The sequence below is a fragment of the Geomonas silvestris genome, from assembly GCF_014193515.1.
GTDB classification, from domain to species: domain Bacteria; phylum Desulfobacterota; class Desulfuromonadia; order Geobacterales; family Geobacteraceae; genus Geomonas; species Geomonas silvestris.
In genome coordinates this window covers 439219-452518 of sequence record NZ_BLXX01000002.1, presented here as the reverse complement: position 1 = coordinate 452518, position 13300 = coordinate 439219, and the positions used below count along the sequence as shown (strand labels likewise).

At 64.8% G+C, this 13300-nt stretch carries 9 protein-coding genes; all 9 read left to right on the top strand.

Annotation, left to right across the window (positions count from 1 at the left end; translation table 11 throughout):
• Nucleotides 1-267 precede the first annotated feature (267 nt).
• The 9 genes from GMST_RS05590 to GMST_RS05550 all read left to right on the top strand — a co-directional run bounded on the left by GMST_RS05590 (nt 268) and on the right by GMST_RS05550 (nt 13266).
• On the top strand, nt 268-1785 hold the full coding sequence (locus GMST_RS05590; RefSeq protein WP_183353644.1) for a HEAT repeat domain-containing protein: 1518 nt from the start codon (nt 268-270) through the stop codon (nt 1783-1785).
• A gap of 52 nt (nt 1786-1837) precedes the next feature.
• A complete protein-coding gene (locus GMST_RS05585; RefSeq protein WP_183353643.1) occupies nt 1838-2845 on the top strand; it encodes an NAD(P)H-dependent glycerol-3-phosphate dehydrogenase in 1008 nt (335 codons plus the stop codon).
• A gap of 128 nt (nt 2846-2973) precedes the next feature.
• Nucleotides 2974-5241, top strand: coding sequence for an ATP-binding protein (locus GMST_RS05580; RefSeq protein ID WP_183353642.1), 2268 nt, complete (start codon nt 2974-2976; stop codon nt 5239-5241).
• Nucleotides 5228-6751: an ATP-binding response regulator gene (locus tag GMST_RS05575; protein WP_183353641.1), complete on the top strand. Its 1524-nt coding sequence runs from the start codon at nt 5228-5230 to the stop codon at nt 6749-6751. The genes GMST_RS05580 and GMST_RS05575 overlap by 14 nt, the downstream gene beginning before the upstream one ends.
• 212 nt (nt 6752-6963) lie before the next feature.
• A complete protein-coding gene (locus GMST_RS05570) occupies nt 6964-8016 on the top strand; it encodes a sensor histidine kinase (protein ID WP_183353640.1) in 1053 nt (350 codons plus the stop codon).
• A 27-nt stretch (nt 8017-8043) separates the two neighbouring features.
• Complete coding sequence (locus tag GMST_RS05565) at nt 8044-10203, top strand: ATP-binding protein (RefSeq protein ID WP_183353639.1); 2160 nt, start codon at nt 8044-8046, stop codon at nt 10201-10203.
• Nucleotides 10204-10277: 74 nt separating this feature from the next.
• The gene (locus GMST_RS05560) at nt 10278-11204 is read left to right on the top strand and encodes an ABC transporter ATP-binding protein (protein WP_183353638.1); all 927 of its coding nucleotides are present in this window, start codon (nt 10278-10280) and stop codon (nt 11202-11204) included.
• 2 nt (nt 11205-11206) lie between these two features.
• Entirely contained in the window at nt 11207-11962 is a 756-nt protein-coding gene (locus GMST_RS05555; protein WP_183353637.1) for an ABC transporter permease, read from the top strand.
• Between the two features lie 224 nt (nt 11963-12186).
• Nucleotides 12187-13266 (top strand): radical SAM/SPASM domain-containing protein, encoded by a 1080-nt coding sequence (locus GMST_RS05550; RefSeq protein WP_183353636.1) that lies wholly within the window; start codon nt 12187-12189, stop codon nt 13264-13266.
• Nucleotides 13267-13300: the final 34 nt, after the last annotated feature.

Sequence of the window (13300 nt, the reverse complement as noted above, 5' to 3'; positions counted from 1 at the left end):
TGGGGACGGTGCCAGCGCGCCCTCCCCTCTTCGTAAAGCTAACCCCAGACTCCCCCTCTCCCCTCGCGGGAGAGGGTCGGGGTGAGGGGGAAGGTGGCAGCTCGCGTGGCGTCGCATCGGCGCTGCCGGCTTCACCCACCCCCCTACCCCCTCCCGTCTAGGGAGGGGGGCTATCACGAGGCGCAGGCTCGTAACAGGTCCCCTGCCCTTCCCCTCAGCTTCACCCGCCGGCGGCGGTTATTTGATCCCTTCCACGAAAGGGTTGCTATGCAGCGAAGTGCGGAGATAGATACCTCGCTCAGGGAGCGCCGGGATATCCTGGCCCTCATCGGACGGGTGCGTAAGGAGGGGCTCTCCATCCACGAGATGGAGGAGATCGGCCGCACCTTCCAGAAGGCCGGCCGCCGCGCCCTGCGCCCGCTGGTGCGCGAACTCTGGCGCGAAAACTCCGGCGACCTCATCTCCAAATATGCATACATCCTGGATTTCTTCGAAGCCGACAGCTGGCTTGGCCAGTTGATCCAGATCGCCCTGAAACGCAGCGATCTGGGGGCCGACGGCAAGGCCGCCCTGCAGATCATCCTGGAGGGCTACGGCGTCGACCTCAGCGCTCCGGTGTTCCAGAAGGTCTTCGGCGGCGGCGCCGCCGGAAGCGCACTCCAGCGGGTGAGCCAGGGGGCCCTGCAACTGGGCGAGGACGGCATCGTCACCTTCTTGGACGAGTTCCTCGCCTGCCCCGCCGAGATCCAACTGGTGGTGATCCGCGAGTTGGCCGAAGGGGGCGACCCCCGCGCGGCCCGCATGCTCGAGGCGATGCTCTGGCACGAAGACCGCTCCATCGTCCTTGCCGCCCTGGCGGCACTCGGGCGCCTGCGCGACCCGTCGGCAGCCGAGGTCCTCTCCCTCTACCTGCGTGAGGGGAGTCCGGAGTTCATCCCGGCAGCCCGGCGTGCCCTGCGCCGGCTCAATTTCCTGGGAGTGGCCAACCCGCCTCCCCCTCCCCTGCTCCCGTTTCATGCCGGCTACGCCACGCCTCCCGACGGCGACGGCTACCGCTCGCTGATGATCGCGCGCTGCGTGGGCGAAGGGCGCCTGGCCGCCCTCTACCTCCAGGTCCACGAGCGGCGCGGGCTCCTGGCTGCTTGGGGATCCGGCAGCCTTACCGAAGAGCAGTTCGACTGCGAGCTTGAGGCGTTCGGCGCCCAGGACGACCTGCACCGGGTCACCCCGGAGCACGTGATCGACCTCCTGCGCGACGCTCTGCACCACAGCAGCGATCTCTGCTACCTCCCGGCCGACTACTACCTGCGCCGCAGCATGTTCGCCGGCGTCGAACTGACCCCCCTCCCCTACCGGCCGGCCTTCCCCGCCCAGCCGCGGCTGAGCTACCGCCAGGGGGAAGACATCGCGCACGCCCTCTTCGCAGATCCCTTCTTCGCCGGCTGGTTCATCGAGGGCGAACGGGTCTGCGCCTATGCCGAGGAGTTGCGCCAGGGGGGCGATCACGACGAGATACTCTCCCGTTTCTGCGCCGAGCTCATCACCCCCGACCTCGAGGTGATCCGCGAGAGGCTTTTGGTGAGCGCAGATCTGATGAGCCGCTTGGGGCGGGAGCGCCGCTTCGTTTCCGGGGTAGTCGCCCTGGCCCAGAGCCTGGAGGACTACCGGCTGCCGCACCACCTGCATCCCTTCTTGCGCGGCTTCGCGCTGGAGAGCATGGAGATCGCCGGGCAGTCGCTGGACCCCGAGGACGCCGACAGCCCGAAGGCCGCCGAACGCGGCTGACCATATCAACACCAGACACCTGCGTTAGCGCAGACGGAAAAAGAGAGCATTCATGTCAGAGATCATCGCCGTCATAGGTGCCGGGAGCTGGGGAACCACCCTGGCTGACCTCCTTGCCAAGAAGGGGCACGCGGTAACGCTGTGGGCCTACGAACCGGATCTGGTCCAGGAGATGCGGACCAACCGCGAAAACAACCCCTACCTCCCCGGGATCAGGCTGGCCGATAACCTCCGCTTCACCAACGACCTCGAAGAGGCCTACGCCGGCTGCACCATGGTGCTCTGCGTGGTCCCCTCCCAGCTGGTGCGCCGGGTGATGGGGAGCTCCCTCCCTTACCTCGCGCCGGACGCCATCCTGGTGAGCGCCTCCAAGGGGATCGAGCTCGATACGCTGTGCACGGTCTCCGAGATCTACCGCGAGATCCTCCCCCCGGAACTCTTCGCCCGCTTCGCGGCCCTCTCGGGACCGAGCTTCGCGCGCGAGGTCGCCCAGGAGATGCCGACCGCGGTCACCGTGGCCGCGGCCTCCGAGGAGGTGGCGCACCGGGTGCAGCAGGCCTTCAACTCGCGCTTCTTCAGGGTCTACCGCAACGAGGACGTGGTCGGCGTGGAACTGGGGGGCGCCATCAAGAACGTCATCGCCATCGCGGCCGGGATCTCGGACGGCCTCGGCTTCGGGCACAACACCCGCGCGGCGCTCATCACCCGGGGGCTCGCCGAGATGACCCGGTTGGGGCTCGCCATGGGGGCGCAGGCCAGCACCTTCGCGGGACTTGCCGGTATGGGGGACCTGGTGCTCACCTGCACGGGCGACCTCTCCCGCAACCGCAACGTCGGGATCCAGATCGGCCAGGGGCGCCAACTCGCCGAGATCCTGGGCGAGATGCGCATGGTGGCCGAGGGGGTGAAGACCACCGAGTCCGCCTACAACCTGGCCCAGAAGATGGGTGTGGAGATGCCCATCATCGACCAGATGTACCAGATGCTCTACCAGGACAAGCCCGCCCGCCAGGCGGTGCTGGAACTGATGACCCGGAACCTGAAAGCCGAAGGGGTCTAAAAGCAGGTTAAGGTTGAGGTCAAGGTTAAGGAAAACCCGGAACCCGCTGCTATCTCGTGCTGCGCCGGCCCCCAAGAGGTTTTTCTCAACCTTAACCTTAACCTCAACCTGTCCCTGAAAGGGACACTATGCAACCACGCTTCGGCATACGGACCAAGCTCCTCCTTTCCATCCTAGCCATACTGCTGGTCTCCTACTCTACCCTGCTCTATTCCACCACGAAGACGCTGAGCGCCTCGGTGCGCGGCGAAATCGACAAGAGCCTGGAAGCCAACCTGAAGTTTGCCCGCAGCCAGTACTTCGACCGGTCCGAGATCGTCAAGTACGCGCTTTTGCAGTCGACGGTCTCCCAAACCCTGCAGCAGAAGATGAAGGAGCGCGACGGCGGCTGGCTGTCAGAGCGGCTCGCCGCCTGGCACAGCGTGCTCCCCTCCCTGGAAACCATGGTGGTGCTGGACCCGGACCGGCGGGTGCTGGCCCGGCTGGACAGCGAGGAGCGCGGGGACCAGGTGCAGGTGCCGGCGCTGGTGGACCAGGCGCTGGCCAGCGGCCGCACGGTGGTGGCGACCGAGATCTTGAGCCGCGACCTGCTCTGCCGGCTCGGAGCCGGCGATTACTGCGCCGGAAAGGGGCGCGACTCGCTTGCCGTGACCGTGGCGGTCCCGGTTCTCGGGCCGCATGGCGACGTGCTCGGCTGCATCCTCACCGCCGATATCCTGAACCGGCAGCCCAATCTCCCCTCCCCGATGCGCCAGATCTTCGGAAGCGACGTGGAGGTGAGTATCACCCAGGGGGGCGAGCGGATCGCCAGCAGCCTGCCGCGCAGTTCCGCCCCGGCGAGTACCCTGGATCCGCGGGTCATCGAGTTGCTGCAGCGCGGCGAGGGGTACCGGGGCGCGGCCGAGATCGGCGACCGGGTCTACGAGACGGCGATCGAGCCGCTTTTGAACAGCAAGGGGGAGTTCGTCGGCTCGCTCTCGGTGGCGGTCTCCAAGGAGAGCTTCAAGCGGATCCGGCGCGAGAGCCTGCAGAACATCCTCACCTCGGCCTTTCTGGGGATCCTGGGATCCTTCGCGCTCGCCTTCATGGCCTCGCGTACCCTCACCGGTCCGCTGCGCCAACTCACCGCCGGGGTACGCCGGGTCACCGAGGGTGACCTGGAACAGCGCGTGGAGGGGACGTACAACGACGAGGTCGGCATTCTGGCGGAGTACTTCAACTCGATGTCCGACGCGCTCAGGGAGCGCGACCGCATCATCAACGCGAAGACCGCGGACCTCCAGGAGTTGAACGAGCAGCTCGAGAAGAAGGTCGTGGAGCGCACCGGCGCCCTCTCCACCGAGATGCAGCGCCTGGAGGCGGTCTTGACCAGCATGGTGGAAGGGGTGGTGGTGACCGACCGCGCCAACCGGGTGGTGCTCTTCAACCCGGCCGCCCAGCGCCTCTTCGAGCTGGTCCCCTTCCAGGTGGTGGGGCAGTCGATCGAGCAGGTCTGCACCATGGGGGGGTTCGAGAGCCTGATCCCGCGCATCCACGAGCTGAACCGCGAGATCGGCAGCAGCGGCAGCAAGGAAGACCTCGAGGTCAAGGAGAAGCGGCTCACCTGCTACCTCTGCTCCCTTGCCGACGAAGGAGGGGAGTACGCGGGCCTGGTCATCTCGGTGCGCGACGTCACCGTGGAGCAGGAGGTGGACCGGATGAAGACCGAGTTCATCTCGACCGTGTCCCATGAGCTGAAGACCCCGCTCACCTCGATGAAAGGATCGCTGCAGCTGCTCTTGACCCGGGGGAAGTGGCTCACCGACACCGAGCGCCAGCTCCTCACGGTCTGCTTCCGCAACACCCAGCGGCTGATCCGGCTGATCGGCGAGATCCTGGACATATCGGGGATCGAGTCCGGCGGCATGCTCTTCAACTTCCGCGCGGTATCCATCGGCGAGGTGAGCGTCTACGCCATCGAGGAGATCAAGTCCTACGCCATGGGGCGGGACATCAGCATCGTGAACACCATCGGGGAGCACCTCCCCCAGGTCTACGGGGACAGCGACCGGCTGATCCAGGTGCTCACCAACCTCCTGTCCAACGCGGTCAAGTTTTCGCCGGAGGGGAGGGTGGTCACGGTGAGCGCCGAGCAGGACGGCAACTACCTGGTGGTCTCGGTGGCCGACCGCGGCACGCCGATCAAGCCCTCCGAGCGCGACAAGCTGTTCAAGAAGTTCCAGCAGATCGATAACCTGGAGCGTGGCAGGTCCCAGGGGACCGGGCTCGGCCTCGCCATCTGCAAGGAGATCGTCGAGCGCCACCACGGGCGGATTTTCTACACCGCGGCGAAGGAACAGGGGAACACCTTCAGTTTCACCGTACCGGTCATAGGAGAGGAAGATGGCAAAGGATAGGATTCTCATCGTGGACGACGAGCCCGATATCGCGTTGATCCTCAAGCTGCAGCTCGAGGACGCAGGGTACGAGACGGTGCGGGCGCGCGACGGGGTGGAGGCGCTCGAGGCGCTGGACAAGGAGGGCTTCTCGCTCATCATGCTGGACATCAAGATGCCCCGCATGGACGGGCTGCAGGTCTTGGGCAAGATCGGCGGCGAGCAGACCCCGGTGGTCATGATGACCGCGCACGGCAGCGAGGACATCGCGGTCAACACGCTGCACAAGGGTGCCCTCGACTACATCTCCAAACCCTTCTCGACCGACGACATGCTGCAGAAGGTGAAACGCGCCATCCAGCAGGACCGCGACCGCAAGGAGCGGGTGCGCCTGGCCCGGCAGCTGGACGAGGAGCGCCGCAAGATGGAGGCGGTGCTCCAGGGGATGGCGGACCTCTTGCTCGCGGTGGACACCAACGGCGAGATCATCACGGTGAACCGCAAGGCCCAGACGGTCCTTGGAGAGGAGCTTCTGGGGAAGACCCCCGAAGAGGTCCTGAAGGCCGAGGTCCCGGCGGGGGAGCTCCCGAGCCGCACCGTGCTGCGCACCGGCGAGGCCTCCCTGGACGTTGCCTACACCATGCTGGCCGGCTCGCGCGACATCCCGGTCCTCTCCAGCGCCGCCCCCTTGAGAAACGCCGCCGGCGAGCTGGTGGGGAGCGTGGAGATCATCCGCGACATCTCGAAGTTAAAAGAACTGGAGCAGGAGAAAGAGGACTTCGTCTCCATGCTCTCCCACGACTTGAAGTCGCCGATCACCGCGGTGGTGGGGTCGATCGACCTGGTGCGCGAGGCGAAGCTCGGCCCGGTGAACGAGGAGCAGTGCGAGTACCTGGACGCCGCCGTGGAGAGCTGCGAGGAGATGGTGGAGATGATCGACACCCTCCTCGGGATCCACAAGTTCGAGGCCGGCAAGATGCGCCTCAACTTCAAGGACGAGGACCCGGCGCTTTTGGTTGCCCGCGCGGTCTCCAAGTTCCAGACCCAGGCCCAGCGCGGCGGCATCCGGCTCTACGGCACGCTCGCCGAGGGGCTCCCCAAGGCCTCCCTGGACCGCAACTCCTTTGCCCGCATCATGGGGAACCTCCTCTCCAACGCGGTGAAGTTCACCCCGGAAGGGGGCGAGATCGAGGTGGCGGCCGACCTGGTCCTCGAGGTGAGTGCCCTCTTGGCCGCCATTCCCGAGCAGACCTACGCCCGGAAGGACCTCCCGGGGGAGGGGAGCTTCGTGCGGATCCGGGTGCGCGACACCGGGGTGGGGATCCCGGAAGATTCCCTGGGGACCATCTTCGACCGCTTCGTGCAGGCCAAGAACCGGCGTCTGGGCAAGACCCGCGGCACCGGCCTCGGGCTCGCCTTCTGCCGCAAGGCGGTGGATGCGCACGGGGGCTACATCTGGGCCCAAAGCAAGCCGGGGGAGGGGAGCCTCTTCACCGTGCTCCTGCCGGCCCTTCCCGAGGACGAGGAGTAGCAGGGTAGGGGGCATTTTTAATGTGACTCTCGGGCGCGTTTGGGGATAAAATCGTAACTTAGCGGATTTGCAACCGGCCAGCTTTAGGTTAAAGTATCTGAAATTCATGAGCGGCACCACAGGTTGCCGCAGTGCGAAGGCTGGCAGCCGGAAGCGCGCAGCCGGGGGCGGGAGAGTAGACCAGGAAGGCACGCGACGGCAAAGGAGGGGGCATGGCACCTGAGGGAGAAGCGAGCTACCGCGCGATGTTCGAGACGAACCCCCTGCCGATGTGGGTATGCCACCGGGCGAGCCTGAAGTTCCTCGAGGCCAACGAGGCGGCGCTTGCGCTCTACGGCTATCCGCGCTCCGAGTTCCTGGAGCTGTCGCTGCCGGCGCTCGACCCCGAGCGCTCCACCCCTGCCGCGAATCCGGACGGCATGTCGGTGGCCCGGCACCGCCGCAAGGACGGCTCGGCAGTCGAGCTGAAGCTCCTCTGGCACCCGGTGGTGTTCCGCGGCGAGCGGGCCTTCCTGGTGCTGGGGTTCGAGTCGGCCGACCAGGGGCGCATCGCGCTTTTGGAGCACCGGGTGAGCCAGCTTGCCGGCCAGCTCGATGCGGCGCAGCGCGAGCTGGAGACCTTCAGCTACTCGGTCTCGCACGACCTCAGGGCGCCCTTGCGGCACATCGACGGGTTCAGCAAGGCGCTTTTGGACGACTACGAGGAGAAGCTGGACGAGCAGGGGAACGAGTACCTCTCCCGGATCTGCCAGGCGGTGGGCAAGATGTCGCAGCTCATCGACGCGCTGCATCAGCTCTCCCGGGTGGCCCGAGCCGAGCTGACCCGGCAGCAGGTGAACCTGAGCACCCTGGCCCAGGTGATCCTCTTGGAGCTCAAGGTCGCCAACCCCGGGCGCACCATGGAGTACCAGGTGGCCGAAGGGGTGAGCGCCGAGGCGGACCCGCGCCTCACCCGCCAGCTCTTGGAGATCCTGATCGGCAACGCCTGGAAGTTCTCGGCCAAGGAACGGCAGACCCGCATCTCCTTCGGCGCCTTGAACGAGGAGGGGGAGACCGTCTACTTCGTCAAGGACAACGGGGTGGGCTTCGACATGGCCTACGCCGATAAGCTCTTCTCGGTCTTCCATCGCCTGCACCGCGTCGATGAGTTCGAGGGGAGCGGGGTAGGGCTGGCCATCGCCCAGCGCATCGTGCGGCGCCACGAGGGGCGCATCTGGGCCGAGAGCGCGCCGGGGAAGGGCGCCACCTTCTTTTTCACGCTGTAGAGAAGTAACGACAACGACAGGAAGTGCATGAAGAAAGAACTGAAAGTCTTGATGGTGGAGGACTCCCTGGAGGACAGCCTGCTCTTGCAGCGCGAGCTTACCCGGGGCGGTTATCAGCTGGTTAAGCAGCACAGGGTGGAAACTGCCGGCGACTTGCGCCGGGCTCTCCAAGAGGAGAAGTGGGACATCATCCTCTCCGACTACCGGATGCCCTCCTTCGACGCCCCCGGCGCCCTGGAGGTCTTGCACGAGTCGGGGCAGGACATCCCGTTCATCATCGTTTCCGGGAAGATAGGCGAGGACCTGGCGGTCGCCGCCATGAAGTCCGGGGCCAACGACTACCTGATGAAGGGGAACCTGGCGCGCCTTCACCCGGCCGTCGAGCGCGAGCTGCGCGAGGCCGAGGTGCGCCGGCGCCACAAGGTGACCCAGGAGGCGGTGCGCCGGGGCAAGGCGGAGTGGGAGGCGGTCTTCGACGCAGTCTCGGACCTCATCGTCATCACCGATGCCGACGGCATCATCTCGCGCTGCAACGGCCGGGTGAACAACTACTTCCCCGGCGGCTACGAGGCGATCATCGGCCGCCGCATCGACGAGGTCTTCTTCGGCGGCGAGCAGCCCGAGGGGCAGGTCTTCCGTTTCGTGCACAGCATGCAGAGCGAGGTGGACGAGGACATCACCTTCCCCAACCTGCAGGGGTGGTTCAACGTGGCGAGCTACCCGATGCGCTTCGAAGGCTCCGAGGGGGTGGACCGCACCGGCATCGTCTTCATCATCAAGGACATCACCAAGAGGCGCCAGGTCGAGGAGGAAAAACGCACCAGCGACCGCGAGCTCCTCACCCTCTACGCCGTGGCCTTCAGGCTCCAGTACGGCCAGGGGCTCGACAAGGTGATGGGCGACCTGCTCTTCCAGCTGCACAACATGCTGCAGATGGAGTTCTCCTGCATCCACTTCTGCGAAGGGCCCAGGCTCATGATCCGGGCCTCGCTCGGCATCTCTCCCGCCTTCGAAAAGGCCATCACCCTCATCCCCAAGGCTGCGGAATGGAACCAGTTGGTGCAGATCGGCCGGCCGTTTAGAGGCGAGCATCCGGACGAGCGCTTCCCGCCCAAGGCGAGGGCCGCGGCCGTCGACATGGGGGTGCACTCCTGGTGCGCGGTGCCGCTCAAGATCGGCCCGGAGGTCATGGGGGTGATGACGGTGGGTACCTGCTCGGAGCGCACCTTCAGCGAGCGCGACGTCTTCCTGCTGAGCTCCATAGCCGGGCAGCTCGCCGTTTTGATCGAGAACTACAACCTTTACGACCGGATGAAGGAGAAGGCGGAGGAGCTCTTCCGCAGCAAGGAGGAGCTGAGGGAGAACCTGCAGCAGGTGAAGCGGGCCAACGAGGAGTTGGGCCGCTTGAACACCGTGAAGAACAACTTCATCGGGATCGCCTCGCACGAGCTTAAGACCCCGATCACCTCGATCATGGGGGGGGTAGAGTTCCTGCTCAAGTACTCGGGGATCCAGATGACCCCCGAGCAGCACAACATCTTCGTCTCGGTGTACGAGGGGACGGTGCAGTTAAGAAAGCTCGTGGAGGACCTGCTTTCCATCTCGCGCCTGGAGACACTGGGGACCCTGCCGGTGAAAAAGCCCTCTAGCCTGATCCGGCTCTGCCGGGAGGCGCACGACCTGTTCGCCCTGCCCCTTTCCGAGCGGCGCATCTCGGTGCGCATCACCGGCGACGAGGCGGAGGTGCCGGTCGACGAGGGGTTTGCGCTTTTGGCGGTGAAGAACCTTTTGGAGAACGCGATCAAGTTCACCCCGGACGGCGGCGACGTGCTGCTGAACGGGCGGGTGCTCAAGAAGGACGACCTGGGGACCCTGACCAAGAAGGTGCGCCACTTCTATCACGGCTTCCCCAAGAACCTGCAGCCGGCCGAGCGTTGGTACCTGTTGCAGGTGAAGGATTCCGGAATCGGGATACCGCACGAGGAGCTGGTGCGCATCTTCGACAAGTTCTACGGGGTAGGGGACATCGGGCACCACAGCTCCGGCGTCACCGCCTTCATGTCCAAGGGTTCCGGCCTGGGGCTCTCCATCGTGCACGGCATCATGGATGTGCACAAGGGTGTGGTCTGGGTCGAGAGCAAGGAAGGGCAGGGGAGCACCTTCTCGCTCCTCTTCCCCATGGAGTAGTAGCTGGTTCATCCTGGTTCCCTTTCGTCCCTGAGGTCCGTTGCGTCCTTTACCTCCCTTGTGAGCACCAGCCTATGCCCTCAGCCGTCACCCTCAACCAGATCACCAAGAGCTACGGCAGCTTCACCGCCGTGGACCGTTTCTCGCTCGAGGTGGAGCGCGGCACGGTCTTCGGGCTTTTAGGCCCCAACGGCGCGGGGAAGACCACCCTCATCAAGATCCTCACCACCCTGATGCGCCCGAGCTCCGGGGACGCCTTCGTCGAAGGGTTCAGCGTTCTCGCGGCAGGCAAGGAGGTCAGGCGACTCATCGGCGTGGTCCCCCAGGAAAACAACCTGGACCGCTACCTAACCGCCCGCGAGAACCTGATCCTGCACGGCCGGCTGCACGGCATGAAGCCCGCCGACTACAACCCGCGCATCGACGAGCTTTTAGAGATGACCGGGCTCGCCGGGCGCCAGCACGACTTTCCCGACACCTTCTCGGGCGGCATGCAGCGGCGCCTGGTGGTGGCGCGCGCCCTGGTGCACGAGCCGCGGGTCCTTTTCCTGGACGAGCCGACCACCGGCCTCGACCCGCAGTCGCGCCGGGCCCTTTGGGAGCACATCCGCCGCCTGCGCCACACCATGACCGTCTTTCTCACCACCCACTACATGGACGAGGCCGACGCGCTGTGCGACCGGATCATGATCATGGACCACGGCGAGAGCCTGGCCGACGGCAGTGCCGTCCAGTTGAAAGACGCCTTCTCGCGCGCCCACACCTACGAGGTCGATTTCCGCGGCGACGCCGGCGGGTTCCGGGAGATCCTCGAGGGGCTTTCCTTCGTGCGTTCCGTGGAGCAGGACGGTACGACCTTCCGGCTCACCCTCTCCGGAGAGGACGCCCTGAAGCCGCTTTTGGACTCCGCCGTGGGCGGCCAGATCCGCAAGATCTGCCTCAAGGAGCCGAGCCTCGAGGACGTCTTCATCGCGCTGACCGGCGAGAAGGTGAGGGAGTAGCCATGTTGCGCGGAGCCTTCTCAATCTGGGGCAGGGACATGCTGGTGCTCAGGCGCAGCATCATCTCCGAGCTCATCTCGGTGATCGCCTACCCGCTCACCCTGTATCTGGCCTTCGGTTTCGGCCTCAAGGGGTACATCTCCGACGTGGGGGGCATCCCGTATCCGCTTTTCATCGCGCCCGGCCTCATCTCCATGACCGCGGTGAACGCCGCCTTCGACGAGAGTTCCTGGAGCATGTGGTTCCACCGTCGGGTGCAGCGCACCATCGAGGAGTACCGGGTCACCCCCGTCACGGCCTACGACATCGTCATCGGCAAGATCTTCTCCGGGTTCAGCCAGGGCGCCATCAAGGGAACCGTGGTCTTCCTGGTGATCCTCGTGCTCACCCCGTTTCGCATCGACTTCAGCCACCTGCCGGCCTATCTGCTCTGCCTGGCGCTCGCCTCCATGACCTTCTCCTGCCTGGGGACCATGTGCGGCACCATTATCGACAAGCCCGAAAACATCGGGCGGGTGCAGTCGGTGGTCATCGTACCGCTCATCTTCATGGCCGGGATCTTCTTTCCGCTTACCTCGTATCCTGCTTCCATCCTACCCGCAGTCCGGCTTTTGCCGACCACCGCCGTCTTTGAAGGAGCCCGGGACGCCTTGCTTTTTGGTGCCGTTCCGCCGCTCTATCTGGCCAACCTGGTACTCACAGCCGGCATCTGCTTCGTCCTTGCTGTGTATACCTTTAACCGCAAGATGGCAGAGTAGGCGATTGTTCTTGAGTTTAACTTCCCTTTCATAGTAAAGTTTGGCTGTTTCCCCTAACCTTTTTCCTCCTGGATACCGTGGAGTGCCGTCATAGGGGATCACGGTAACCCAAGCGTTCTGTCGCTTCTGAGCTTACGTCACTTTTGGTGAGAATACCCGTTCCCCCCCGAAGCCGATGAACCTCCCACCGCACATAACGCTTTCCAGGTCAGATTGGAGACATCATGGCTGAAGAGTTCGTACCCAAATGGATCGCCTGGGAGACCACCCAGCGCTGCAACCTCAAATGCGTGCACTGCCGCTGCTCGTCCGAGCTGACCTCCTCCGAAGGTGATTTCACCACGGAAGAAGGGAAGAACCTGCTGAAGGAGATCTCCGAGTTCTCCAAGCCGGTGGTGGTGCTCTCCGGCGGTGAGCCGCTCATGCGTCCCGACATCTTCGAGCTGGCCGCCTACGGCACCTCGCTCGGCCTCAGGATGTGCATGGCCACCAACGGCGCGCTGGTCACCGACGAAGTCTGCGAGAACATGAAGAAGGCCGATATCAAGATGGTGTCGCTCTCCCTGGACGGTTCCACCGCCGAGGTGCACGACAACTTCCGGCAGTGCCCGGGCTCTTTCGAGGGCGTGGTGCGTGCCGCCGGTCTTTTCCGGAAGCACGGCCAGAAGTTCCTGGTCAACTCCTCCTTCACCAAGCGTAACCAGCACGACATCGCCAACACCTTCAAGGTGGCGAAAGGGCTCGGTGCCACCGCCTGGTACATGTTCATGATCGTCCCGACCGGCCGCGGCGAGGAGATCATGAACGAGCTGATCTCCAAAGAGGATTACGAAGAGATCCTCGACTGGCACTACCAGCAGGAGAAGATGGAGGACGACATCCTGATGCGTCCGACCTGCGCGCCGCATTACTACCGCATCGTGCCGCAGAAGGCCAAGGCCGAAGGTGCCAAGTTCGAGCGCCGTTCGCTGACCTTCTCCACCGGCGGCGGCAAGGGGTGCATCGCGGCCCAGACCATCTGCCTCATCGACTGCTTCGGCAACCTGAAGCCCTGCTCCTACTTCCACCGCACCGCGGGGAACGTCAAGCAGACCCCGTTCCGCGAGCTCTGGGAAAACTCCGAGATCTTCCAGAACCTGCGCGATTTCAAGAGCTACAAAGGGAAGTGCGGCCAGTGCGAGTACCTGAACGTCTGCGGCGGCTGCCGGGCCCGTGCCGATGCGGTGCACGGCGACTACATGGAAGAAGAACCGTTCTGCAACTACGTCCCCATCCGCATCCAGCGCGAAGAGGGGAACAAGTAACAGCAGGTTGAGGTTAAGGTTGAGGTTGAGCAAA

Coding starts and splice junctions, on each gene's coding strand:
- GMST_RS05590 (WP_183353644.1), top strand. CDS start 268: ATGCAGCGAAGTGCGGAGATAGATACCTCGCTCAGGGAGCGCCGGGAT.
- GMST_RS05585 (WP_183353643.1), top strand. CDS start 1,838: ATGTCAGAGATCATCGCCGTCATAGGTGCCGGGAGCTGGGGAACCACC.
- GMST_RS05580 (WP_183353642.1), top strand. CDS start 2,974: ATGCAACCACGCTTCGGCATACGGACCAAGCTCCTCCTTTCCATCCTA.
- GMST_RS05575 (WP_183353641.1), top strand. CDS start 5,228: ATGGCAAAGGATAGGATTCTCATCGTGGACGACGAGCCCGATATCGCG.
- GMST_RS05570 (WP_183353640.1), top strand. CDS start 6,964: ATGGCACCTGAGGGAGAAGCGAGCTACCGCGCGATGTTCGAGACGAAC.
- GMST_RS05565 (WP_183353639.1), top strand. CDS start 8,044: ATGAAGAAAGAACTGAAAGTCTTGATGGTGGAGGACTCCCTGGAGGAC.
- GMST_RS05560 (WP_183353638.1), top strand. CDS start 10,278: ATGCCCTCAGCCGTCACCCTCAACCAGATCACCAAGAGCTACGGCAGC.
- GMST_RS05555 (WP_183353637.1), top strand. CDS start 11,207: ATGTTGCGCGGAGCCTTCTCAATCTGGGGCAGGGACATGCTGGTGCTC.
- GMST_RS05550 (WP_183353636.1), top strand. CDS start 12,187: ATGGCTGAAGAGTTCGTACCCAAATGGATCGCCTGGGAGACCACCCAG.